The organism is Variovorax nivicola (assembly GCF_051216475.1).
In the GTDB taxonomy this organism is placed as follows: Bacteria; Pseudomonadota; Gammaproteobacteria; order Burkholderiales; family Burkholderiaceae_C; genus Variovorax.
Genome location: NZ_JBPJZK010000013.1, coordinates 58854 through 82265, shown reverse-complemented (window position 1 = coordinate 82265; position 23412 = coordinate 58854). Strand labels below are relative to the sequence as shown.

Annotated in this window: 19 protein-coding genes and 1 pseudogene; 14 read left to right on the top strand and 6 right to left on the bottom strand. The window is 66.6% G+C overall.

Features of this window, described 5'->3' with window-relative positions; all coding sequences use genetic code 11:
• Positions 1 to 111: 111 nt before the first annotated feature.
• From ACSFBF_RS32515 to tcuC, 4 genes are all read left to right on the top strand, one after another.
• Positions 112 to 885, top strand: a complete 774-nt coding sequence (locus tag ACSFBF_RS32515) for an alanyl-tRNA editing protein (protein WP_435474283.1) — start codon at positions 112 to 114, stop codon at positions 883 to 885.
• Between the two features lie 43 nt (positions 886 to 928).
• The gene (locus ACSFBF_RS32510) at positions 929 to 3163 is read left to right on the top strand and encodes a protein-disulfide reductase DsbD family protein (protein ID WP_435474281.1); all 2235 of its coding nucleotides are present in this window, start codon (positions 929 to 931) and stop codon (positions 3161 to 3163) included.
• A gap of 94 nt (positions 3164 to 3257) precedes the next feature.
• The gene (locus tag ACSFBF_RS32505) at positions 3258 to 3950 is read left to right on the top strand and encodes a thioredoxin family protein (RefSeq protein ID WP_435474278.1); all 693 of its coding nucleotides are present in this window, start codon (positions 3258 to 3260) and stop codon (positions 3948 to 3950) included.
• Positions 3951 to 4063: 113 nt separating this feature from the next.
• Positions 4064 to 5401 carry an MFS transporter gene (gene tcuC, locus ACSFBF_RS32500; RefSeq protein WP_435474276.1) on the top strand — a complete coding sequence of 446 codons (1338 nt, stop codon included), beginning with the start codon at positions 4064 to 4066 and terminating at the stop codon, positions 5399 to 5401.
• Between the two features lie 13 nt (positions 5402 to 5414).
• On the opposite strand, the gene ACSFBF_RS32495 is transcribed toward tcuC, so the two are convergent.
• A complete protein-coding gene (locus tag ACSFBF_RS32495) occupies positions 5415 to 6134 on the bottom strand; it encodes an SDR family oxidoreductase (protein ID WP_435474274.1) in 720 nt (239 codons plus the stop codon).
• An 80-nt stretch (positions 6135 to 6214) separates the two neighbouring features.
• Between ACSFBF_RS32495 and ACSFBF_RS32490 the strand changes: the two genes are divergently transcribed.
• From ACSFBF_RS32490 to priA, 3 genes are all read left to right on the top strand, one after another.
• The gene (locus ACSFBF_RS32490) at positions 6215 to 7150 is read left to right on the top strand and encodes a LysR family transcriptional regulator (protein ID WP_435474272.1); all 936 of its coding nucleotides are present in this window, start codon (positions 6215 to 6217) and stop codon (positions 7148 to 7150) included.
• Between the two features lie 33 nt (positions 7151 to 7183).
• Entirely contained in the window at positions 7184 to 8293 is a 1110-nt protein-coding gene (hemE, locus tag ACSFBF_RS32485; protein ID WP_435474270.1) for a uroporphyrinogen decarboxylase, read from the top strand.
• Positions 8294 to 8746: 453 nt separating this feature from the next.
• Positions 8747 to 10858 carry a replication restart helicase PriA gene (gene priA, locus ACSFBF_RS32480; protein ID WP_475544598.1) on the top strand — a complete coding sequence of 704 codons (2112 nt, stop codon included), beginning with the start codon at positions 8747 to 8749 and terminating at the stop codon, positions 10856 to 10858.
• A 39-nt stretch (positions 10859 to 10897) separates the two neighbouring features.
• Here the strand turns inward: priA and ACSFBF_RS32475 are convergent, their stop codons facing one another.
• Positions 10898 to 11107 carry a hypothetical protein gene (locus tag ACSFBF_RS32475; RefSeq protein ID WP_093079274.1) on the bottom strand — a complete coding sequence of 70 codons (210 nt, stop codon included), beginning with the start codon at positions 11105 to 11107 and terminating at the stop codon, positions 10898 to 10900.
• A 240-nt stretch (positions 11108 to 11347) separates the two neighbouring features.
• On the opposite strand from ACSFBF_RS32475, the gene ACSFBF_RS32470 reads away from it, so the two are divergent.
• Positions 11348 to 12028, top strand: coding sequence for a hypothetical protein (locus ACSFBF_RS32470; protein WP_435474265.1), 681 nt, complete (start codon positions 11348 to 11350; stop codon positions 12026 to 12028).
• Here ACSFBF_RS32470 and ACSFBF_RS32465 read toward each other — a convergent pair.
• A complete protein-coding gene (locus ACSFBF_RS32465) occupies positions 12017 to 13042 on the bottom strand; it encodes an AEC family transporter (RefSeq protein WP_354337291.1) in 1026 nt (341 codons plus the stop codon). The genes ACSFBF_RS32470 and ACSFBF_RS32465 overlap by 12 nt on opposite strands.
• Before the next feature lie 147 nt (positions 13043 to 13189).
• Here ACSFBF_RS32465 and ACSFBF_RS32460 point away from each other — a divergent pair, with 147 nt between their 5' ends.
• From ACSFBF_RS32460 to nadE (ACSFBF_RS32445), 4 genes are read left to right on the top strand one after another with little or no spacing between them, the layout of a single operon-like run.
• Positions 13190 to 15295: an ATP-dependent helicase gene (locus tag ACSFBF_RS32460; RefSeq protein WP_093057218.1), complete on the top strand. Its 2106-nt coding sequence runs from the start codon at positions 13190 to 13192 to the stop codon at positions 15293 to 15295.
• The gene (locus ACSFBF_RS32455; RefSeq protein WP_435474263.1) at positions 15292 to 15753 is read left to right on the top strand and encodes a hypothetical protein; all 462 of its coding nucleotides are present in this window, start codon (positions 15292 to 15294) and stop codon (positions 15751 to 15753) included. Before ACSFBF_RS32460 ends, ACSFBF_RS32455 begins: the two co-directional genes overlap by 4 nt.
• The gene (locus tag ACSFBF_RS32450) at positions 15750 to 16925 is read left to right on the top strand and encodes a phospholipase A (protein WP_435474261.1); all 1176 of its coding nucleotides are present in this window, start codon (positions 15750 to 15752) and stop codon (positions 16923 to 16925) included. The genes ACSFBF_RS32455 and ACSFBF_RS32450 overlap by 4 nt, the downstream gene beginning before the upstream one ends.
• A gap of 25 nt (positions 16926 to 16950) precedes the next feature.
• The gene (nadE, locus tag ACSFBF_RS32445; RefSeq protein WP_435474259.1) at positions 16951 to 17790 is read left to right on the top strand and encodes an ammonia-dependent NAD(+) synthetase; all 840 of its coding nucleotides are present in this window, start codon (positions 16951 to 16953) and stop codon (positions 17788 to 17790) included.
• A 32-nt stretch (positions 17791 to 17822) separates the two neighbouring features.
• Here nadE (ACSFBF_RS32445) and ACSFBF_RS32440 read toward each other — a convergent pair whose 3' ends face one another.
• Complete coding sequence (locus ACSFBF_RS32440) at positions 17823 to 19793, bottom strand: NACHT domain-containing protein (protein WP_435474257.1); 1971 nt, start codon at positions 19791 to 19793, stop codon at positions 17823 to 17825.
• 340 nt (positions 19794 to 20133) lie between these two features.
• Between ACSFBF_RS32440 and nadE (ACSFBF_RS32435) the strand changes: the two are divergent.
• Positions 20134 to 20454: pseudogene (nadE, locus tag ACSFBF_RS32435) on the top strand (NAD(+) synthase); the annotation flags it as partial.
• A 279-nt stretch (positions 20455 to 20733) separates the two neighbouring features.
• Complete coding sequence (locus ACSFBF_RS32430) at positions 20734 to 22134, top strand: coniferyl aldehyde dehydrogenase (RefSeq protein WP_435474255.1); 1401 nt, start codon at positions 20734 to 20736, stop codon at positions 22132 to 22134.
• 17 nt (positions 22135 to 22151) lie between these two features.
• Here ACSFBF_RS32430 and ACSFBF_RS32425 read toward each other — a convergent pair whose 3' ends face one another.
• Together ACSFBF_RS32425 and ACSFBF_RS32420 are read right to left on the bottom strand one after the other, a co-directional pair.
• A complete protein-coding gene (locus tag ACSFBF_RS32425; RefSeq protein ID WP_435474253.1) occupies positions 22152 to 22385 on the bottom strand; it encodes a hypothetical protein in 234 nt (77 codons plus the stop codon).
• Positions 22382 to 23407 carry a tetratricopeptide repeat protein gene (locus tag ACSFBF_RS32420; RefSeq protein ID WP_435474251.1) on the bottom strand — a complete coding sequence of 342 codons (1026 nt, stop codon included), beginning with the start codon at positions 23405 to 23407 and terminating at the stop codon, positions 22382 to 22384. Before ACSFBF_RS32420 ends, ACSFBF_RS32425 begins: the two co-directional genes overlap by 4 nt.
• Between the last annotated feature and the right edge of the window lie 5 nt (positions 23408 to 23412).

The window sequence follows — 23412 nt, the reverse complement described above, 5'->3', positions numbered from 1 at the left end:
GGGTGCCGCATGCACCGGATCATCCACAGGCGGGCGGCCCGGGCTTTGTCGGTCGTGGGCGCTTTCTGGCGTGGGCGCACCTCATTTGCGCATCGCCGCTACCATCGCCGGATGACCGACGACCTGTTCCGTGCCGACGCCTACCTGCGCACCTGCGAGGCCCGCGTGCTGCGCATCGACGACTCCGGCATCGTGCTGGACCGCACGGTGTTCTATCCGCTGGGCGGCGGGCAGGCTGGAGACAGCGGCGTGCTGGCTTTGGCCGACGGGCGCGAACTGGTCATTGCCGACACCCGCAAGGCCAAGGATGCGGAGGGCCTGCCGACCAATGAATTCGTCCACGTGCCGGCCCCCGAGCAAGCCGAGCTGCTGGCCGCGCTGAAGCCCGGCGACACCGTCACCGCCCGCCTCGACTGGGAGCGCCGCCACCGGCTCATGCGCTTTCACACCGCCACCCACCTCCTGTGCCATCTGGTGCCGCAGCCGGTGAACGGCTGCTCCATCACCCCCGAGTACGCACGGCTCGACTTCCACATGACCGATCCGCTGGACAAGGAAGCGCTGACCGCCGGCCTGGCGAAGCTGGTCGAAGCCGCCCACCCGCTGACCGTGGGCGCCATCACCGACGAGGAACTCGACGCCAACCCCGCGCTGGTCAAGAGCATGAGCGTGCAGCCGCCACGCGGCACGGGCACGGTGCGCACCATCCGCATCGGCGGAACGGGTGAAGGCGACGCGCAGATCGACTTCCAGCCCTGCGGCGGCACGCATGTTGCAAACACTTCGGAAATCGGGGCGGTGATGGTCACCAAGATCGAGAAGAAGAGCGCCAACAGCCGGCGCGTGGTGCTGGGCTGGGCCCCAGCAGCCGCTTGGGCGGCCTGAAACGCCCGGAACTTCGCCCCCACTGAATGCTCCGACTGACGGCATGATCTTTTCGCGCATCCATTTCGCTACGCTTCTGATAGCAACAGCCGCAGCCAGCATGCCGGCTGCGGCGCAGTCGACGGCCAGCCTGCCATCCAAGCCGGGCGCGGTTGTAACCACTCCCCACGTACGCGCCGAACTGATCGCCCACGCCCCAGACGGCGTGACGCCCGGCGCCCCGGTGTGGGTCGGCCTGCAGATCACGCACCAGCCCGAGTGGCACACCTACTGGAAAAACGCCGGCGATTCGGGCCTGCCCACCGAAATGACGTGGACGCTGCCGGCCGGCGTGTCCACCGGCGAGATCGCCTGGCCCGTGCCGAAGAAGATCCCGGTCGGCAGCCTCGCCAACTACGGCTACGAGAACACCGTGCTGCTGCCGGTGCCGCTTGAGGTGTCGACGCTCTACAAGCCGCCGGTGGCGCTGGGCGGCACCCCGGCCATGGACATCCAGCTCAAGGCCTCCTGGCTGGTCTGCCGCAAGGAATGCATTCCCGAAGAGGGCACGTTCGCGCTGCCCCTGCCGCTGCAGGGCTCGACCGCGCTGCACAAGGCCGAGTTCGACGCCGCCCTGGCGGCCCAGCCCCAGCCACTGGCCAAGCCCGGCACCGTCGAAGTCGACGGCCACAACCTGAAAGTGCGACTCGAAGGCCTGCCGGCCGCCGTTCAGGGCAAGACGCTGAACTTCTTCCCCGAGACTCCCGAGGTGATCCGCACCGCGGCCGTCTCCGGCAAGGACTGGACCCAATCCTGGCAGGGCGGCACCTGGACCGCCACGATGCCGCTGGCCGACCAGCGCAGCGCCAGCCCCACGGTGATGCCTGTTGTGGTGGCGCTGGCCGAGGCCGACCGGCAGGCCGGCCAGCCGGTGGCCTGGCGCGCCGAAGCGCCGGTCACGGGCGCTTGGCCCGCTGGCGCCGCGCCGCGCGCCGAGGTGTCGCCGGCGCTGCAGGCCGCGCTCACCGCCAACGCAGCCAACAGCGCGGCGGCAACGCCGGCCGGCGAGCTGCCCGCCCCCTCCTCGACCACCTTCATGGCCGCATTGCTGGGCGCCCTGCTCGGCGGCCTGCTGCTCAACCTCATGCCCTGCGTGTTCCCGATCCTCGCGATCAAGGTGCTGGGCTTCGCGCGGCAGGCGGGCAACGCCAGCGCGCACCGCAAGGCCGGGCTGGCCTACACGGGCGGCGTGATGCTGTCCTTTCTCGCGCTGGGCGGCGGCATGCTCGCGCTGCGGGCGGCCGGCGCCGGGCTGGGCTGGGGCTTCCAGCTGCAGTCGCCGGGCGTGGTCGCGGCGCTGGCGGCGCTGTTCACGCTGATCGGGCTCAACCTCGTGGGCGTGTTCGAGTTCGGCCGCGCCGCGCCTTCGTCGGTGTGCAGCGCGCAGGCCAAGCACCCGCTGGTCAACGACTTCCTCTCCGGCGTGCTCGCGGTGGTCATCGCCTCGCCCTGCTCCGCGCCGTTCATGGGCGCGTCGCTGGGTTTCGCCATCGGCCTGCCGGCCGCCCAGGCGCTGCTGCTGTTCGTTGCGCTGGGCTTCGGGCTGGCGCTGCCTTACCTGCTGGCCGGCTTCGTGCCCGCCGTCGCGCGCCTGCTGCCCAAGCCCGGCCCGTGGATGCACACGCTGCGCCGCCTGCTCGCCTTCCCGATGTTCGCCACCGTGGCGTGGCTGGTGTGGGTGCTGGGTCAGCAAAGCGGCATCGACGGCGCGGGCACGCTGCTTGCGCTGCTGGTGTGCCTGGCCGCCATCGTCTGGGCGTTCACGCTGCGCGGGCGCACGCGGGTCGTGATCGCGACGGTGCTGATCGGCTTCACCGCCGTGCTCACCGCCACCATCGGCCGCAATGTGTTGCAGGTGGTGGAGCCGGCCAGACTGGCATCCGCACAAGGCACCGCCAGCCAGCGCTGGCAGCCATGGTCCGCCGAGCGCGTGGCCGAGCTGTCGGGCGCGGGCCAGCCGGTGTTCATCGACTTCACCGCCGCCTGGTGCGTGACCTGCCAGTACAACAAGAAGAGCACCCTGGCCGACACGCAGGTGCTGGCCGACTTCGACGCAAAGAAAGTCGCCATGCTGCGCGCCGACTGGACCCGCCGCGACCCCGCCATTACCGCAGCGCTCACCGCGCTCGGCCGCAGCGGCGTGCCGGTGTACGTGCTGCAGGCGCCGGGCAAGCCACCGATCGTGCTGACCGAAATCCTCGGTAAAGAAGAGGTTCGCGCCGCGCTGGCCGCGCTTTGACCACCGCCGTGACATGGGTTGTCACATGCACTTGAAGAAACCGTTCTAAGCTGCAGTTGTTGTTTGGAATTTTGTTTTGGAGTTCAAGCTGGCCATGTCTCTTTCGCCATCCACAGACTCGCGTTCCCGTCGTGCCGCGCGTCATGCCCGCGCCGCCCTGAGCCGGGCCTCCCGCCGTGCCGTAGTTGCCGCCGCCGTGGCGCTCGGCGCCACCTTCCTGATGGGCAGCAATGCCGCTGCAGCCCCCGCCGTGGGCCAGCAAGCGCCCGATTTCGTTGCCGTCGACACCAGCGGAGCCAAGCACAAGCTTTCGGACTTCGCCGGCAAGTTCGTGGTGCTCGAATGGACCAACCCCGGCTGCCCCTTCGTGCGCAAGCACTACGGCAGCGGCAACATGCCCGCCACGCAAAAGGCCGCAACCGACAAGGGCGTGGTGTGGCTGGCCATCAATTCCACCGAACGCGCCGCCACCGACTACCTGAAGCCCGATGCGCTCGACGCGTGGATGAAGTCGCAAAAAGGCGCGCCCACCGCCGTGCTGATGGACGAAGACGGCCTGATCGGCCAGGTCTACGGCGCGCGCACCACGCCGCACATCTTCATCATCGACCCCAAGGGCACGCTGGTGTATGCGGGCGGCATCGACAGCATCGCCTCGGCGCGGGCGGACGACATCAAGACCGCGACCAACTACGTGAACCAGGCGCTGGGCGAAGCCTTCGGCGGCAAGCCGATCTCGACCGCCGCGACGCGGCCCTACGGCTGTTCGATCAAGTACAAGACCTAGCCTCACGCCTGATGGTGTGACAGCTACCTGACCTGCGCAGTCAGGTAGCGGTCGGGGAGTCCGGCCTACCCTAGGGCGAGCACATCGCCAATACAGCCCTAGGGGACAACTAGATGAATCCTGCGCCCAACGCTGCGCAATCGGGCACGGCCGCCCACGCCTCCACAGCTTCCTCCTCCAAAGTCGCCACCGTCCTGCGCGTAACGGGCGGCAACTTCATGGAGATGTTCGACTTCTTCCTGTTCGGCTTCTACGCCACGCAGATCTCGAAGGCGTTCTTCCCCGCGGGCAATGAATTCGCCTCGCTGATGCTGACCTTCATGACCTTCGGCGCGGGCTTCCTGATGCGGCCGCTGGGCGCGATCTTTCTCGGCGCGTACGTCGACCGCGTCGGCCGCCGCAAGGGGCTGATCGTCACGCTCGCGCTGATGGCCGTCGGCACGCTGCTGATCGCCTGCGTGCCGTCTTACGCGACCATCGGCCTGGCCGCGCCGCTGCTGGTGCTGATCGGCCGGCTGCTGCAGGGCTTCTCGGCCGGCGTGGAGCTGGGCGGCGTGTCGGTGTACCTGTCGGAAATGGCGACGCCGGGCCACAAGGGCTTCTACGTGAGCTGGCAGTCGGCCAGCCAGCAGGTGGCCATCGTCGTCGCGGCGGCGCTCGGCTACTGGCTCAACGTGACCTTCACCTCGCAGGAGATCGGCGACTTCTACTGGCGCATTCCCTTCTTCGTGGGCTGCCTGATCGTGCCGGTGCTGTTCGTCATCCGCCGCTCGCTGCAGGAAACCGAGGAGTTCATGGCGCGCAAGCACCGCCCCGACGCGCGCGAGATCTTCCAGTCGATGGTCGCCAACTGGGGCCTCGTGGTCGCCGGGATGATGCTGGTGTCGATGACCACGGTGTCGTTCTATCTGATCACCGTCTACACGCCCACCTTCGGCAAGGCCGTGCTGCACCTGAGCACCACCGACGCGCTGGTCGTCACGCTGTGCGTGGCCATTTCCAACTTCATCTGGCTGCCGATCATGGGCTCGCTGTCGGACCGCGTGGGCCGCAAGCCGCTGCTGATTCTGTTCACGGTGCTGACCATCCTCACGGCATACCCGTCGCTCAAGTGGCTGGTGGGCGCGCCGAGCTTCGCGCGCATGCTCGAAGTGGAGCTGTGGCTATCGTTCCTCTATGCGAGCTACAACGGCGCGATGGTCGTGGCCCTCACCGAAGTGATGCCGGTGAACGTGCGCACCGCCGGCTTCTCGCTGGCCTACAGCCTGGCAACGGCGCTGTTCGGCGGCTTCACGCCGGCCATTGCGACCGGCCTGATCGAGATGACCGGCGACAAGGGCGCGCCGGGGCTGTGGATGACGGCGGCCGCGATCTGCGGGCTGATCGCGACGCTGGTGCTCTACCGGCGCAACGTGAGTCCGGCGGACGCACGGCGCGTGCCGGCGGTCTGATCCTTTTTCTTCTTCACACCAGCCGCAACCCGCCGTCGCACTCGATCACGGTGCCCGTGGTGTAGCCGTTCTCGATCAGGAACTGGATGGCATGCGCCACGTCCTGCGGCTGCCCCACGCGGCCAACGGGCAGCGTCTCGACCTGCTGGCGGAACAGGTCGTCCTTCATCGCGGTGGGCACGCGGTTCCACCAGGGCGTGTCGACGAGGCCGGGCGACACGGCATTCACCCGGCTCGGCTTCAGCTCGCGCGCCAGGCTGCCCACCATCGCTTCGATCGCGCCGTTGATCGCTGCCAGCCCCGAAGTGCCGGGCAGCGAATTGCGCGCGGAAATCGCCGTCACGAAGGTCAGGCTGCCGCCCTTGCGCAGCACCCGCGCGCCGGCTTGCGCCGCTTCGAGCTGCGGCCAGAACTTGGCCTCGAAGCCGCGGCGCAGCGACTGAAGATCGAGCTGCACGAATTCGCCCGTGCCCTCGCCGCCGCTGAGCGTGAGCACCAGGTGGTCGACGGGTCCGGTCTTCTCGAAGAAGGCATCGAGCGCGCCGCGGTCGCAGGCGTCGAAGGCCGCGCCGCTCACGTTCTTGCCCAGCCCGCTGATCGCCTCCTGCAGCTTGCCGTTGTCGCGCCCGGTCGCGATCACGCGGGCACCGCTTGCCGCGAGCCGCCGTACGGTTTCGAGCCCCACGCCCGACGAGCCGCCGACCACCACCACTGTCTGTTGTTCCAAAGCCATGTCGACTCCTTTGAATGCCTGATGAAGAAAGTGCCTTCAGGTTAGGGAGCGGCGCCCTATCATTCAAATCGTTTGAAACCATGGAATACATCAACGAGAGTGATTTCAGGCGGCTCGACCTGAACCTGCTGCTGGTGTTCCACGCGCTGCTGCACGAACGCAGCGTCACGCGTGCGGCGCAGCGCCTGTTCATCGGCCAGCCGGCCCTGAGCGGCGCGCTCAAGCGCCTGCGCGCGGCCCTGGGCGACGAGCTGTTCGTGCGCACCTCGCACGGCATGACGCCGACGCCGCGCGCGCTCGAACTCGCGCGCGTCATCGAGCCGCTGCTGCTGTCGCTGCAGCAGGCGCTGCACGCACAGCCGGCGTTCGACCCCGCCACGGCCAAACGCGTGTTCCGCATCGGCCTGAGCGATGCGCTCGAAGTGGCGCTGATGCCGCAGCTGATGCAGCGGCTTTCCGAAGAGGCGCCGGGCGTGCGGCTCATCGCACGCGCGGCCGACCGCACCAACGCGCCCGGCATGCTCGACGCGACCGAAATAGAACTGGCGGTGGGCGTGTTCATCGACTGCGCCGCATGGCACCGGCAGCGCACGCTGTTCGGCTGGCACTTCGTCTGCGTCTACAACGCCGCGCTCGTGAAGACGCGCGGCAAGCGGATCACGCTCCAGGAATACCTGCGCCACCCGCACCTGCTGACCTCGTTCAGCGCCGACCTGAGCGGCCTCGTCGACGATCTGCTGCGCGAGCAGGGGCATGCGCGCCAGGTGGTCTTCTCGAGCCGCAACTTCGCGACCAGCCCTTTCATCGTGCGGCAGATGCCCGCCATCACCACCGTGCCCACCTTCGCCGCCGCCACCTGGCGCGATGCGCTCGGGCTGGCCGTCAGCCCGCTGCCTTTCGAGACGCCCAGCTACGAGGTGTCGCTGCTGTGGGCGGCCGCGCACGACGGCGATCCGGGCCTGAAATGGCTGGTGTCGCTGATGGCCGAGGTGTTCGGCGGCAAGCCCGTCATCTGAAGGGCCAGGACACACCCCTGCGACAATCGCCGGATGCCTTTCGCCCCACTGCAAAACGACACTTTCCTGCGAGCCTGCTGGCGCCAGGCCACCGACCACACGCCCGTCTGGCTCATGCGCCAGGCCGGCCGCTACCTGCCGGAGTACGTTGCCACGCGCGCCAGGGCGGGCAGCTTCATGGGGCTGGCGACCAACACCGACTACGCCACTGAAGTCACGCTGCAGCCGCTGGAGCGCTACCCACTAGACGCGGCCATTTTGTTTTCCGACATCCTGACGGTGCCCGACGCCATGGGCCTGGGCCTGTCGTTCGAGGCCGGCGAGGGCCCGCGCTTCGCGCGCCCGGTGCGCGACGAAGCGGCCGTGGCCGCGCTCGAAGTGCCCGATATGGACAAGCTGCGCTACGTGTTCGATGCCGTGGCCTCGATCCGCAAGGCGCTGGACGGCCGCGTGCCGCTGATCGGCTTCTCGGGCAGCCCGTGGACGCTGGCCTGCTACATGGTGGAAGGCGCGGGCTCCAGCGACTACCGCCTCGTGAAGAGCATGCTCTACAGCCGCCCCGACCTCATGCACCGCCTGCTGGCCGTGAATGCCGACTCGGTGGCCACCTACCTCAATGCCCAGATCGACGCCGGCGCGCAGGCCGTGATGGTGTTCGACAGCTGGGGCGGCGTGCTGGCCGACGGCGCGTTCCAGGAATTCAGCCTCGCCTACACGGCCCGCGTGCTGGCCGGCCTGAAGCGCAACGGCGCAGACGGCCAGCCCGTGCCGCGCATCGTGTTCACCAAGGGCGGCGGCCTGTGGCTCGACGCCATGCGCGAACTCGACTGCGAAGTGCTCGGTGTCGACTGGACCGTGAACCTGGCCTCGGCGCGAAAGCAGATCGCCGAAGGCACGGACGGCAAGGCCAAGGCCCTGCAGGGCAACATCGACCCCAACGTGCTGTTCGCGCCGCCCGCGCAGATCGAGGCCGAGGTGGCGAAGGTGCTGCAGGCTTTCGGCAAGCCGCACGCCGACCGCAACGCCCCGGGCCCGACGCATATCTTCAACCTGGGCCACGGCATCAGCCAGTTCACGCCGCCGGACCACGTGGCGGCGCTGGTGCAGGCGGTGCACGCCCAATCGCGCGCGCTGCGCAGTTAACACTGCAGCCTTCGGGAGCGGGCCGGCGGGGCACCGAGGCGCCCCGTAAAGTTGGTACGAAGCCGTTTGTCAAGCGCAAAAACGGCATATCGGTCTGACTTATGCACAAAACACGTGTTGCACTGCGCAAGATTATCCGAGGGGCCTCCCTCTTTGCTCCTAAAGAGATAGCGACGCTAAGTTGTTGATTTATATAGGATTTGAACTTTGCTTTTTTTCCGGGCATTCCAGCCAGAGCCTTGATTTTCAAGGCCCCGCAGCGAATCGAGCCGGCTTGTCAACAAAGTTATCCACAGAAACTCTGGACGGCCTCCAAAGCTCTGAAAAATCAACGACTTAAGCGCTCTTGCTCAAAGTCTCCTTAACAAACCTTTCCAAGAAGGACCGCTCATCTCCACAGCCGGCCCACCTCTCGACGAGGCTCTCCAGACGACGAACGGCGCGCCGCCGGCACTGCCGTGGCGGCTCGACATCGCGGTGCAGACGCCCGCGCATGCCGCGCTCGGCGACCTGCTGAGCTACGCCAGCGCCGAGCCGATGCCGCCCGGCACGCTGGTGCGCGTACCGCTGGGCAAGCGCGAGGTGCTGGGCGTGGTCTGGAACGAGCCGGTTTCGCTGGTGGGCGCCGAGCCCGACATGGCGCTGAAGCCCGTGGGCGCGGCGCTCGACGCGCTGGCCCCGCTGGGCGAGGCCTGGCGCGACCTGGTGGCCTTCGCCGCGCGCTACTACCAGCGCTCGATCGGCGAGATCGCGCTGGCCGCCCTGCCGCCGCAGCTGCGCGACCTGTCGACAACCCAACTGGCCCGCCGGCTCAAGCGCAAGACGACAGCCGGGCCGGTGGCCGAGACGGCCGAATCGGCGAACCTGATCGCGCTGAGCGCGGAGCAGACGGCCGCCCTGGCGCGCATCGAAGCCGAAGCCGGTACTTTTTTGCTGGTCGGCAGCACCGGCAGCGGCAAGACCGAGGTCTACCTGCGCTGCGTGGCCGACCTGCTCGCGCGCGACCCCGAGGCGCAGGCGCTGGTGATGGTGCCCGAGATCAACCTCACGCCGCAGCTCGAAGCCCGCTTCAAGGCCCGCTTCGGCGAAGAGGCTGTCGTGTCGCTGCACAGCGGCATGACGAATCCGCAGCGGCTCGCGAGCTGGCTGGCGGCGCACAGCGGCGCGGCGCGCATCGTGCTGGGCACGCGCATGGCGGTGTTCGCGTCGATTCCGGGGCTCAAGCTCATCGTGGTCGACGAGGAGCATGACCCGAGCTACAAGCAGCAGGAAGGCGCGCGCTATTCCGCGCGCGACCTCGCCGTGTGGCGCGGCCAGCGCGAAAAAGCCAAGGTGATCCTGGGCTCGGCCACGCCCTCGCTCGAAAGCTGGCACCAGAGCCGGCCGGCCGAAGGCGAAGACCTGGGCGGACGCTATGTGCGACTGGCCATGCCTTCGCGCATTGGCGCGGGCGCGCTGCCGGCTGTGCGGCTGGTCGACATGAACCTGCAGCCGCCGAAGACGGTGATTTCGGGCGCGCTGCTCGACGCCATCGGCCAGCGCATCGCGCGCGGCGAGCAGAGCATGATCTTCTTGAACCGGCGCGGCTACGCGCCGGTGCTGGCCTGCGGCGACTGCGGCTGGAAGAGCGAATGCCCGCACTGCAGCGCCTACCGCGTGTTCCACAAGATCGACCGCACGCTGCGCTGCCACCACTGCGGCTTTACCGAGCGCGTGCCCCGCGCCTGCCCGGCCTGCGGCAACCCCGACATCGCGCCCGTGGGCCGCGGCACCGAGCGGCTCGAAGAGCACCTGGCCGAGCTGTTCGCGGCCGTGAAGCACCCCGACGGCAGCGCGGTGCCCAGACCCGTGAGGATTGCGCGCATCGACGCCGACAGCACGAAGAAACAGGGCGCGCTCGAATCGCAGCTCGCCGCCGTGCACGCGGGCGAGGTCGACGTGCTGGTCGGCACGCAGATGATCGCCAAGGGCCACGACTTTCGCCGTATCACGCTGGTGGCGGCGGTGAACCCCGATGGCGCGCTGTTCTCCAGCGACTTCCGCGCGCCCGAGCGGCTGTTCAGCCTGCTGATGCAGTCGGCAGGCCGCGCAGGCCGAGATGCCGCGTATCTCGCGGCGCAGGGCGCAAAGGCCGAGATGTGGATCCAGACGCACCATGCGCAGCACCCGCTGTTCATGGCGCTGCGCAAGCACGACTACGCCAGCTTCGCGCAGCAGCAGCTCGACGAGCGCCGCGCGGCCGGCATGCCGCCCTTCGCGTTCCAGGCGCTGCTGCGGGCCGACGCGCGTGAGCAGTCGGTGGCGCAGGGCTTCTTGAACATTGCAGCAGACCAGGCCGAGGCGCTGCCGGGCTCCGACCTCGTCACGCGCTACCCGGCGGTGCCGCTGGCGATCCAGCGCGTGGCCAATGTGGAGCGCGCGCAGATGCTGATCGAAAGCCCCTCGCGCGCCGCGCTGCAGCGGCTGCTCGCGGGCTGGCAGCCGCTATTGCACGAGTTGCGGCGCACGCCGGAGGGCAAGGGCGTGATCCGCTGGCTCGTCGACGTCGATCCGCACAGCATCTGAGCCGATGGATCGGCGACTGGTCAACCTGAGACCGCGGTTTCAGTGGTAGCCAGTGGGCTCCTTGCCCATGTCCACATAACGCAGCTCGTTGTGCCTGCGCCGCGCGATGCTCACGGGCCAGGCGAACACCACGAGGCTCAGCGCGGCGAGCGCGAGCCCGGTGGCGGTGCCGAACTTGCCGGCATGCCAGAACCAGCCTACGCCGGCGAGACAGGCCAACCACAGCAGGATGCGAAAAAGAATTGCCATTGCGCGCCCCTTCACATCTTTGACTTGCAAGCACTGTAGCAGCGCATCTGCAAACTCAAGCATTCACCTGAAGGCATAGCGATATCTATGCCTTACGGCCTGCCTCGGCTTACCCGAAAATTTGTGAAAAAAGAGTTGACGACATGCCCCGGCGCTGTTCAAGCTGTAACAGCGCGCGAACTCCTCGCGGGTTTCGCGTTCCAAACTAGCTCGCTCATCGAAGGCAAAGGGTAGGTCGCCGTGAAACCGCCGTCTTTCTCAGGTTGGGTTCTCTCGCTCGCGTCGTGCCTCGCCTGCGTTTTTGCCGCGCCCACCGTCTCGGCAGCCGAGCTCGATCTGCAGGGCAGCCGCCTGGTGGTGTCGGGCATGCTCGACGGCACCGCGATCAAGGAATTCACCGACCAGCTGGGCAGCGGAACAGTCCATACCGTGGTCTTCGAGGATTCGTTCGGTGGCACCGCCGAAGCAGCGGGCGCATACGCCGACGCCATCCGCGCGAGCGGCGTGCAGACTGAAATTCGCGGCCAGTGCATGGCCGCCTGCGCATACGCCTTCCTGGCCGGCAAGACGCACCGCTTCGGCTATGGCCTGCAGGTCAACGGCATCCTGCTGCCGGTCGCGTCGCGCCCTACGGCTGCCGAGCTGGCAATACGCTGGCGCGGCGACGAGGCCCACAAGACGCTGGCCGACTTCACGCCCACCGCCGCTCCCTCAGCGGCCAAGCCGGTGGAAGCCAGCGCATCGCCCGTCATCAAGGACAACTGGCAGCCCGACCACGGCGTGCTCTTCACCGCGAGCCCGACGCTCTTCGGCCGCATCTACAACACCTACTACTGCGACGGCACGCAGGGCCGCGACTTCTCGAAGTGCGAGCGCCTTGCCGATGCCGATCCGTACAAGCTCGGCGTCCTAACCCCGTAGCACGCTCACCGCGAGCGGAAAGCTGAAGAAGGCGATCGCCGTCGTCCACAGGATGATGCGCGCGATGCGGCCGTTGTCCGCACCGAAGCGCTCGGCCAGCATCGACACGTTGCTTGCGCTCGGCAGCGCCGCGACCAGCACGATCACCACCAGCGCCTCGTGCGACAGCGGCAGCCCGAGCGCGATGGCGCCCAGTCCCAGGCCCCACACCAGCAGCGGATGCGCGAGCAGCTTCACCGCCACCACCGGCAGCACGTCGCTCCACGGTGCCTTGGTCGCAGGGCTGCGCGCCGTGGTGCCCATGGCCTCGGCCACGGCAGCGCTGGCGCCATGCTCACGCGCCAGCAGCGCCGAACGGGCCAGCACAGCCCCGATGGTGAAGAGCGCCACTGGCGAGGCCGCATCGGCCAGCATGGCGATGGTGCGCTCAATAGGCCCCGGCAGTGGCCAGCGCGCGGCCGACAGCAGCACGCCCAGCAGGATCGACCACGGCATCGGGTTGACGACGATCCCGCGCAGCGCCTTGCGCGCCGCCAGCGTGGCGCCGTGCCGCCCCGCGCCACCCGCACCATCCAGCCGCGACAAGGCAATGCACAGCGACGAAGTCACCACCAGGTCGAACGCGATCGTGATGATCATCGGCCCCGCTGCCTGAGCCCCAAGAATGGCCACCAGCAGCGGCACGCCCATGAAGCCGGTGTTCGGAAACGCCGCCACCAATGCGCCGAAGGCCGCGTCGTTCCAGCCGATGCGCGCATTGCGCGTGAACGTCACCACGCCGGCCACCACGGCCAGCGCGCTGATGCCCCAGACCAGTGCGACGCTGCCGTCCAGCAACTGGCCGATGGGCGTGCCCGCGCCGAAGCGCAGCAGCATGCACGGCAGCGCGAAATACAGCACGAAGGTGTTGAGGCCGGGAATGGCATCCAGCGGCAGGATGCGGGCGCGAGCCGCGCCGTAACCGGCCGCGATTAACGCGAAGAAAGGGAAGGTAACAAGGAATACAGGCAGCACCGGACCATTGTCGTTGCCCACCAGCAGGCTGCATCGGCGTGTCTGGCCTACAACCCCGCGAAAGCCGGCCCCGTATCATTGCCCGCTTCGCGCCTGCCGTTTCCCACGGCGTTCTTCACGGCCTTTCTCCGGTTCTCTTTTTCTCCAATGTCTCACGGTCTCAATCCCGCGCAGCTCGAAGCTGTCAACTACATGTACGGTCCCTGCCTGGTGCTTGCCGGCGCGGGCTCGGGCAAGACGCGGGTGATCACTCACAAGATCGGCCGCCTCATCCAGTCGGGCATCGCGCCCCAGCGCATCGCGGCCATCACCTTCACCAACAAGGCGGCCGCCGAGATGCGCGAGCGCGCAAAAGACCTGATCGGCAAGGACGCGCGCAAGGTCGTGGTCTGCACCTTCCACGCGCTGGGCGTGCGCATGATGCGCGAGGACGGCGCCGTGCTCGGCCTGAAGAAGGCCTTCAGCATTCTCGACAGCGACGACGTCACCAAGATCCTGAAAGACGCCGGCGGCACCACCGACGCGGCCACCGCCCGCATCTGGCAGTGGACCATCAGCAAGTGGAAGAACATGGGCCTGAACGCCGCGCAGGCCGAGGCACAGGCCGCAGACGACAACGAGCGCATCACCGCGAAGATCATGGGCCGCTACGAAGAGCGCCTTGCGGCCTACCAGAGCGTGGACTTCGACGACCTGATCGGCATGCCGCTGAAGCTGCTCTACGAATTTCCCGAGGTGCGCGCCAAGTGGCAGGCCGCGCTCGGCCACATCCTGGTGGACGAATACCAGGACACCAACGCCACCCAGTACGAAGTGCTCAAGGCCCTGGCCGGCGAGCGCGGCCACTTCACCGCGGTGGGCGACGACGACCAGTCCATCTACGGCTGGCGCGGCGCCACGCTCGACAACCTGCGCAAGCTGCCGGTCGACTACCCCAAGCTCAAGGTCATCAAGCTGGAGCAGAACTACCGCTCCACCAGCGCCATCCTGCGCGCGGCCAACAACGTGATCGGCCCCAACCCCAAGCTGTTTCCGAAGACGCTGTTCTCCGAACTCGGCGAAGGCGAGCCGGTGCGCATCGTCGATGCCGACAGCGAAGTGCATGAGGCCGAGCGCGCGGTGGCGCGCATCGTGAGCATCCGCGCGGGCGACGCCATCACGCAGGGCAAGCAGCACAAGGAGTTCCGCGACTTCGCCATTCTTTACCGCGCCAATCACCAGGCGCGCGTGTTCGAGCAGGCGCTGCGCAAGGCGCAGATTCCGTACAAGGTCTCGGGCGGCCAGAGCTTCTTCGACCGCGCCGAAATCAAGGACCTGTGCGGCTGGTTTCGCCTGTGGGTCAACAACGACGACGACCCGGCGTTCCTGCGCGCCATCACCACGCCCAAGCGCGGCATCGGCCACACCACGCTCGCGAGCCTGGGCACCTTCGCGAGCCAGTACAAGCTGAGCCTGTTCGAGGCGCTGTTCAGCCCCTCGCTGCCCAGCGTGATGCCAAAGCGCACGCTCGAGGGCATCCACGAGTTCGGCCGCTACATCAACGACCTGGAATACCGCGCGCGCCGCACCATGGGCGCGGAAGACTCGCGCACCTTCATGCTCGACTGGCTGAAGGAGATCGACTACGAGAAGCACCTCTACGACGGCGAGGACAGCGAAGCCGCCGCGGCCTCGCGCTGGACCAACGTGCTCGAGTTTGTCGACTGGATGTCGCAACGTGCCGGCGGCACGCTCGACGACGCCTCGGGCGCCAACGACAACATCGAGACCGAACGCAAGAGCCTGCTCGAAGTGGCGCAGACCATCTCGCTGCTGTCGACCATCAGCGAGCGCGAGCAAGACCAGGACGTGGTCACGCTCTCGACGCTGCACGCCTCCAAAGGCCTCGAATGGCCGCACGTGATGCTGATCGGCGTGAGCGAGGGCCTGCTGCCCTTCAAGCTCGACGACGACAACGGCCGCCAGCAGAAGGTGAGCGAAGACACGCTGCAGCGGCTGCAGGAAGAGCGCCGCCTGATGTACGTTGGCATCACGCGCGCGCAGCGCAGCCTGGCCGTGAGCTGGACCAAGAAGCGCAAGCAGGGCCGAGAGATGGTGCCCTGCATACCCAGCCGCTTCATCGCCGAGATGGGCCTCGACAAGGAAACCATCAAGGAAGACCCGCGCGAAAAGCTCAAGGCGCTGCGCGCCGAGTTCGCGCGCAAGGCGCAAGACAGCGCGGCGAAGGCGGCAGCAGCCGCAGCGGCGCCATGAAGACGACCGCCACTGCCGCGCTGCTGGCCGGCGCCCTGCTCGCGCTGTCGGGCTGCGCCTCGGTCCGTGGCAGCGCCGACTGCCCCGCCGACGCGCGCGACCTGCCGGTGCAATCGCTCTATGGCCGCTGGGAAGCGCGCTTCGACAACCTGCCGGCCGTGGCCGCCGTGCAGCTCGGCAAGCACCCCGACTATGACGGCGTGCGCGGCACCATCACGCGCAACGGCGCCAATCCGGCGAAGGCCACGGTCGCGCAGCTCGCGGGCGACGTGGATGACGAAGGCGCGCTCTCCATCGACGAATCGCAGGACGGCCGCGCCATCAGCGGCGTGTGGTCGGGCAAGCTGCAAACCGGCTCCTGCGGGCGCGAATTCAGGGGCACGTGGCGCAACGCCGCGGACGAAAGCACGCATCCCTTCGTGCTCAGCAAGACGGTTGCCCAGGAAGGAAAGCAATGATGACGACACGACGACAACATCGTTTCAACCTCCGCACGCTCGCGGCCGTGGCCGCCTGCCTGGGAGGCGGCGCCGCGGTGCATGCGCAGGCCGTGGACAAGCCAGCAAGCCCGCTGGCCGACTCCCAGCTCACCTGGCAGCAGTGCGCCGCGCTCGGCGCCAACAACGAAGCGCGCCTGGCCTGCTTCGACCGTTGGGCGCAGCAGCAGACGCTGCCATCGGTGTCGGTGCCCGTGGCGCCGCCCGTGCTGGCGACCACGCAGCCGCCGGTGGACTCGTCGATCCCGGCCACGCGCATCGTCTCGGTCGCCACCACCGAAGGCTGCCGCGACCGCCAGTACTCGGCGCTCTCGCGCTTCTGGGAACTGGAGAACGCCACCGACTGCGGCACCTTCGGCTTCCGCGGCTACCGCCCGCTCAACGTGTCTGTCTCGGCCGCCACCAAGAAGCCTGAGACGCCGACCTCGCCCTCGGCCGGCCACACCGCCGACCCGGTCGCCTACCAGGCCAACGAGATGCGCATCGGCCTGTCGGTGCGCACCAAGCTCGCGCAGGGCATGCTCACGCAGGACGACCCGACCAAGAAAGACTCGCTGTGGTTCGCCTACAGCCAGCAGTCGACCTGGCAGCTGTTCAACGGCGCCATCTCTCGGCCCTTCCGCACCACCGACCACGAACCCGAGCTGATGTACGTCTACCCGACCGACTTCAAGCTGCCGGGCGGCTGGCGCTGGCGCTATTCGGGCCTGGGCATCGTGCACCAGTCGAACGGCCAGACCCTGCCGCTGTCGCGCAGCTGGAACCGCGTGTACCTGATGGGCGGCGCTGAGCTCGACGATCGCTTCACCATCACTGGCCGCATCTGGAAGCGCATTTCCGAGAATGCCGCCAAGGACGACAACCCCGACATCTCCGACTACTACGGCCGCGCCGAAATCACCGGCCGCTGGAACCTCAACCGCGACAACCAGCTCGCCGTGACTGTGCGCAACAACCTGCGCGACAGCGGCCGCGGCTCGGTGCGCCTCGAATGGCTCAAGGCCATCGGCGACCCGACCAAGAGCAACCTGCGCTTCCACACGCAGCTGTTCTCGGGCTATGGCGATACGCTGGTGGACTACAACCGCAAGCGCACGGTGCTGAGCATCGGCCTCAGTCTTGTGGATTTCTGATTTCTTTCACACGCAGACAAACCTCATGAGTGCAGATCTGTCCCCAGTCGACGCCACGCAGCGCGAGATCATCGCGGCGCTGCATGTCGCATCCGTCTTCGATGCCGCCCACGAGCTGGAGCGCCGCGTCGACTTCCTCGCCAGCTACCTGAAGCGCACCGGCCTGAAGACGCTGGTGCTGGGCATCAGCGGCGGCGTCGATTCGCTGACCGCCGGCTGCCTCGCGCAGCGCGCCGTCGAACGGCTGCGCGCCACGGGCTACGACGCCGCCTTCATCGCGATGCGCCTGCCCTACGGCGTGCAGAAAGACGAAGCCGAGGCGCAGGCCTCGCTCGCGGTGATGAAGCCAGACCGCACCATCACCGTCGACATCCGCCCCGCCGCCGACGGCATGCTCGCGGCGCTGAAGGCCGGCGACCTCACGTTCCGCGACGCGGCGCACGAAGACTTCGTGCTCGGCAACATCAAGGCGCGCCAGCGCATGATTGCGCAGTTCGCGGTGGCCGGCGCGCACGACGGCATCGTCATCGGCACCGACCATGCAGCCGAAGCGCTGATGGGCTTCTTCACCAAGTTCGGCGACGGCGCGGCCGACATCACGCCGCTCACGGGCCTCAACAAGCGCCGCGTGCGCGCAGTAGCACAGCTGCTGGGCGCGCCCGACGCGCTGGTCTACAAGGTGCCCACCGCCGACCTCGAATCGCTGGTGCCGGGCAAGCCCGACGAAGACGCCTTCGGCGTCACCTACGAGCAGATCGACGACTTCCTCGAAGGCAAGCCGGTGTCGGCCTCAGCCCGCCAGATCATTCTTGCGACGCATCGCAAGAGCGCCCACAAGCGCGCGCTGCCCGTCGAGCCCTTCTGACGGCGGCGGCCGCGGGGTGCGCCCAGGCTTCTTCATGATCGAAGCGGCGCAAAGATCCACGCCACGGTCCGCATTCGGTTTTCAACCACGGCTACCGAGGCGCAATCTATTGCGAGCACCGCAGCTTGAAGATAAGTCATGAGCTGCACAGAGTTCACGGCATCGGCATTTAGGTGCTGTAGATCGGACTCCGCAGCGATTAAGAGTTCTTCGGCGATCTGAGTCTTCAGGCGTAATCCGCTACGATCCACAAGCCAACTCACGGCGTCCAAGCGGCGGCGAAGCATGTCAAGCATGCGCATCACGGGTGACTTGCCGACATAGGCAATTTGTTCTTGATCACCTCGCGGACGAGTTTCCAGGCGCCATAGGGGTTCGCGCTTTTCGTACTCCGCCATAACATGTGCGACGAATCGGCGAACCGCCGGATCGTCCGCTCCTACGCGTCCCACGCTGCCACGCAGTTGCTCCATCAGAGCTGTTCCATCCGGCAGCAACCCAGCCAAAAAGACAAAGACCTCTCGCCATCTCGGATCTGTGACATGCGCGCTCACAATACGCTCCACTGTGTTGAACGGATGTCCATGAGCGATGGATCGTGCTGCGAAAAATTCCTGCAGGCTCAAGTGCGAGAAGGAATAGATCCCCGCCGCACGCTGAACAACGAGGCCGTGCTGAGACTCGATCTGCTCCAATAAACCTGTAGCCTCACCAGCGTAGTGCTTCGGCGGGTCAGGGAGCTTTTCAAACCACAAATCGATCACTGGAGCGGCCTCTCCAGCGGAAAAAATAATCTTGTTCTTGCTGTGAAACGTGGACGCCAGCTCTTGAAGCAACTGCTCCCTTCGAAAAGGGGTTAGTCCTGCATAAAACGGGTCACGTCGGATATTTCGCGATGAGTCCCATCTCTTCAGTAACGCATCGATTGCGTCACGATAGAGATCAACGTGGCGCTTTGGCAATTCACCCAACTCGTCAAATGCCAAACAGATCAACGCCAGCAATAAAGGCGTCTTTGCAAGATCGCGCAACGGTGCCACTTTAGGATCGTCCCACTCGGCAAGAAGGCCGCGCTCCTGGCCTTCTTCCATCGAATACCACTTGTGGATAAATGTCCTCTGCTGTTCCAACGTGAACTGCGCCACCTCGCAATATGTGAACTGCTGAAACGCGTAGTCCGAAGCGGCAATGCGACAGGTCACTACAAGCTGGGAGCGCGAATAACGACGCACCAGTTCGATGATCTCCAAGATGACGTTCGCGCGAACGTCGGAGGCATCTTGTACCTCATCTAGTCCGTCGACCAAGATCAACGTGTCCGCATTTCTCAGAAGCTTGTCGACGAACTGCTGGGCGTTCGGAAAGCCACAAATATCGAACTCCCTTTCGATATAGGCGCTCACTGTGAGCTTAAGTTGCACTACATCTCGCAGCGGTATGTAGATCGGTGTTTTGTTGATCTTCCCATCGCAAGAGAGGATCGCCAAATATTTGAGGAAAGTCGTCTTCCCAGCGCCAGGATGACCAAGCAGATATAGATGATCGCCGTGCCCCACTAAGTCCAGCGCATTTCTTCGCTGATAGGGCTCTTCGAACGTATAAGGATCCTTGTCTGGCTCTGCCAAGTTGAGCCCAGATCGTCGAAATGCGGACAATTGCTCATAGACGAACACGTCCGTATAAAGCTGATCGATCTGTACAGGCTTTGGATGTCCGAGTAATCGAGTGGTGTTGACATGCTTGTACAACCTGTCTCGATATCCCTGCTCAGCCCGCATCCAACCCACTTTCATCCAAAGTTTGGCTGCTTTTTCTGCCGCGAGTTTCCCTGCTACAGCAGCAGCCGCTTTACCGCTCTGCTTTGCGGCCTCATCGCCGAAGCTCTTTGCCGTTTCCTCAGCAATGACTGCCGCATGGGTGGAGATTTCTTGCGCTAGATCTCCTGAGATCAGACTGCCAATAGAGGTCCACCCCCAGTTCAGAAACTCTTGGACTATGGACATGAGAGCTACCTTTCCTGTTCGTTGGAACACCCCGCATTCCATTTTGCTTCGAATCGATAATTCGCAGTCACCTTAATCTTCGACACGATGCGCGCCGCGAGCCTGCGCGCGCAGACGCCGCCTTGGAGCAAGTGCGCTGGTGAAAGACAATCGCTAGGAAATCGCTGCTGCCATCAGCGCCGACTTTCACCATCAGGCCTCCCAGAAAGCCGAGCTTGCCGAAGTGTTCCCTGCATTGAAGGCCTGTAGTACGCGCTGGGGCACGGCAAGGCATGGATGGGCATGTGCCGCGGGTCCGTGGTTCAAGCCCACATCATCGCGGATCATGCTGCAGCCGCTGGCCGAGGCGCTGATGGGCTTCTTCACCAAGTTCGGCAACGACGCGGCCGACATCACGCCGCTCACGGGCCTCAACAAGCGCTGCGTGCGCGCGGTGGCCCAACTGCTGGGCGCGCCCGACGCGCTGGTCTACAAGGTGCCCACCGCCGACCTCGAATCGCTGGTGCCGGGCAAGCCCGACGAAGACGCCTTCGGCGTCACCTACGAGCAGATCGACGACTTCCTCGAAGGCAAGCCGGTTTCGGCCTCAGCCCGCCAGGTCATTCTTGCGACGCATCGCAAGAGCGCCCACAAGCGCGCGCTGCCCGTCGAGCCCTTCTGACGGCGGCGGCGGAGTTCGCCCGCAGCCTTCTTGCTCCTTTTTCGAAACGCGTAGCGCCCCGCCAGGGGCGCTACTTGGCGCTGGCCGAGCATGAGTCGCCCAGGGGGCTGCAGTTCAATGGCATCCTCGGGCACAGTGCCAACCAAGAGAGCGTGAACGGCCCGCCATCGCCGAAGGTCTGCTGCTGCAGTTCGGCGACCTCTTCACGCTGCGCGGCGGCAAGGTCCAGGGCCACTGGCCGGTGTATCAACAAGCGGGCTGAGGCCTTCGCAACAAACCATGACACACGACGACATGCGACAGACCTTCGACACAATGCGCACCGCGAGCCTGCGCGCGCAGACGCCGCCGTGGAGCGAGCGCGCCGATCGCCTCAAGCGCCTGCGTGCGCTGGTGAAAGACAACCGCCAGGAAATCGCCGCCGCCATCAGCGCCGACTTCCATCACCGGGCTGCACAGGAAACCGAGCTTGCCGAAGTGTTCCCCAGCATCGAGGGCCTGCAGCACGCGCTGGCGCACGGCAAGGCGTGGATGCGCGTGCGCCGCCGCTCCACGGGCCTGTGGTTCAAGCCCGCGTCGTCGCGGATCATGCCGCAGCCGCTGGGCGTGGTGGGTATCGTGGTGCCGTGGAACTACCCGCTGTACCTGGCGGTGGGGCCGATGACTGCGGCGCTGGCGGCGGGCAACCGCCTGATGGTGAAGCAGTCGGAGTTCACGCCCCGTTTCGCCGAGCTGTTCGCCACGCTGGTGCGAAAGCAGTTTGCCGAAGATGAGATCGCCGTCGTCAACGGCGACGCAGAAACCGCGCGCGCCTTCTCCAGCCTGCCTTTCGATCATTTGCTGTTCACCGGCTCGACCGCCGTCGGCCATCACGTGATGCGCGCCGCGAGCGAGCACCTCACGCCGGTAACGCTGGAGCTGGGCGGCAAGTCGCCCGCGATCATCGGGCCCGATGCCAACTTCGACAAAGCCGTCGAACGCATCATCGTCGGCAAGACGCTGAACGCGGGCCAGACCTGCATCGCGCCCGACTACGTGCTGGTGCCCGAAGGCCAGCAGCAGCGCTTTGCCGACAGCGCCCGGCGCGTGTTCGCCTCGATGTACCCGGCGCTGGCCACCAACACTGACTACACCAGCATCGTGAGCCCGCGCCACTTCGCGCGGCTGCAGGAGCTGTCGGCGCTGGCGCAGCAGCAAGGCGCCTCGGCCCTGCCCCTGTCCGACACCGCACCTGACCCTGCGACGCGCCGCTTTCCACCGGTGCTGCTGACCGGCGTGAACGACGGCATGCGCGTGATGCAGGAGGAAATCTTCGGCCCGCTGCTGCCGGTGCTGACCTACAAGGGCATCGACGAGGCCATCGCGTACGTCAACGCGCACCCTCGCCCGCTCGCTCTCTATTTGTTCGAGAAGAACCGCGCGACCATCGACCGCGTGATGGAAAACACGGTGACTGGTGGCGTGTCGATCAACGAGACCCTGCTGCACGTCGCACAGGACAACCTGCCCTTCGGCGGTGTAGGCGCCAGCGGCATGGGCGCATACCACGGCGAACACGGCTTCGAGACGTTCTCGAAGATGAAGCCGATCTTTCACCAATCAGCGCTGAACGGCCTGAGCCTGTTCAAGCCGCCTTACGGCAAGACCTTCGAACGGATGATGAAGCTGCTGGTGCGCTGAAGGATCAGCGCGCAGGGTCAGCGGGTCACGACCTTCCAGCGACCGGCCGTGATCTCGGCGGCGTAGGGCGCGGGAATGCTGGCGCCGTAGCCGTTGTCGCGGACGACGGCGTCGTAGCTGCAGATGGCTTGGCCCCTCGCGTCGTACAGGGTCCAGCGCACCTGCGTGCCATCGGGCGCTTCATGCACCACCTGCATCGAGGGCGCGCCGATGTTGGCGCCCACGTGGGCATAGCGCGCGTCCACGGTCATGGGCACATGGGCACATGGGCCGGAAAGGGCTGGTTGCCGGGCAGGTCGAACCACTCGTCATGCGCGAGCATGCTGCGCTCGGCGACCTTCCAGACGCGATGCCGCAGGAAGTGCTGGTCGGCGTAGCGCGCGGAGAACGGCCGGCTCTTCAGGTACGCGCGCATGTCGCCCGCCATGTCCCAGAAGATGCCCGCACAGGCGCCCCACATGCCGGCGAGCATCAGCTCGGTGTGCGAGTGGTAGTCGCGCATGACGTGGAACCAGCGGTCCGACGCGCACCATGCACGCACAGCCGCCTGGTCGCGCGTGGACAGCAGCGAATCGGCATCGCGGAACTGCACTCGGTCCACCCCGGGATCGTCAAGCGCCAGAAAGCGCCACATGGTGCCCGGGAGGTCGAGTCCACCTATCGAGCGCACATCGACGACCGACGCACCTTCGCGCAACAGGCGTCCGCACACATCGGCCGGCACCGAGTCGTCCACGTAGAAGCGACACGTCCACGCCGGGAAAAACTCGCGCGCGGCCCGCACGTTGAGCAGCGCCATCTCGCAGTAGCGCGGATCGCTGCCGAACAGGCTGAACGCGATGACGTTGCGATGGCGGTTCCTTTCGTCGAAGCGCCTCGGCGCGGGCGCATCGACTCTGGCAGCGGCCGCTTCGCTCGCAGCCTCCTGCAGCTTCAGCCGCAGCGACATCGAGCCGAACTTGCGCACCTCGTCCCGCTTGCCCAGCTGCCCCGCCGCCTCTGCCAGCCCGTCGTAGGCGTTCGCGGTCTTCAGCTCCTCGGCGGTTCGGCGGTAGAGGTGGTAGGCCTGCTGCGGCTGGTCCAGCCGCAGCAGGCACAGCGCGACGTCAGCCAGCGGCTGCAGGCTGTGCGTGGCCTGCCAGGCCTGCGTCGCGAACTTGTGCGCCTGCGCGTAGTCGCCCTGCGCGAAGGCCGCGCGGAACTGCGTGCCCAGCGCGTTCAGGGCCTGCTGCGTGAGCGCGGGCCTGCGGTTCGGATTCGGTGTTCTCTTCACACGCT

Coding starts and splice junctions, on each gene's coding strand:
- ACSFBF_RS32515 (WP_435474283.1), top strand. CDS start 112: ATGACCGACGACCTGTTCCGTGCCGACGCCTACCTGCGCACCTGCGAG.
- ACSFBF_RS32510 (WP_435474281.1), top strand. CDS start 929: ATGATCTTTTCGCGCATCCATTTCGCTACGCTTCTGATAGCAACAGCC.
- ACSFBF_RS32505 (WP_435474278.1), top strand. CDS start 3,258: ATGTCTCTTTCGCCATCCACAGACTCGCGTTCCCGTCGTGCCGCGCGT.
- tcuC (WP_435474276.1), top strand. CDS start 4,064: ATGAATCCTGCGCCCAACGCTGCGCAATCGGGCACGGCCGCCCACGCC.
- ACSFBF_RS32495 (WP_435474274.1), bottom strand. CDS start 6,134: ATGGCTTTGGAACAACAGACAGTGGTGGTGGTCGGCGGCTCGTCGGGC.
- ACSFBF_RS32490 (WP_435474272.1), top strand. CDS start 6,215: ATGGAATACATCAACGAGAGTGATTTCAGGCGGCTCGACCTGAACCTG.
- hemE (WP_435474270.1), top strand. CDS start 7,184: ATGCCTTTCGCCCCACTGCAAAACGACACTTTCCTGCGAGCCTGCTGG.
- ACSFBF_RS32475 (WP_093079274.1), bottom strand. CDS start 11,107: ATGGCAATTCTTTTTCGCATCCTGCTGTGGTTGGCCTGTCTCGCCGGC.
- ACSFBF_RS32460 (WP_093057218.1), top strand. CDS start 13,190: ATGTCTCACGGTCTCAATCCCGCGCAGCTCGAAGCTGTCAACTACATG.
- ACSFBF_RS32455 (WP_435474263.1), top strand. CDS start 15,292: ATGAAGACGACCGCCACTGCCGCGCTGCTGGCCGGCGCCCTGCTCGCG.
- ACSFBF_RS32450 (WP_435474261.1), top strand. CDS start 15,750: ATGATGACGACACGACGACAACATCGTTTCAACCTCCGCACGCTCGCG.
- nadE (WP_435474259.1), top strand. CDS start 16,951: ATGAGTGCAGATCTGTCCCCAGTCGACGCCACGCAGCGCGAGATCATC.
- ACSFBF_RS32440 (WP_435474257.1), bottom strand. CDS start 19,793: ATGTCCATAGTCCAAGAGTTTCTGAACTGGGGGTGGACCTCTATTGGC.
- ACSFBF_RS32430 (WP_435474255.1), top strand. CDS start 20,734: ATGACACACGACGACATGCGACAGACCTTCGACACAATGCGCACCGCG.
- ACSFBF_RS32425 (WP_435474253.1), bottom strand. CDS start 22,385: ATGACCGTGGACGCGCGCTATGCCCACGTGGGCGCCAACATCGGCGCG.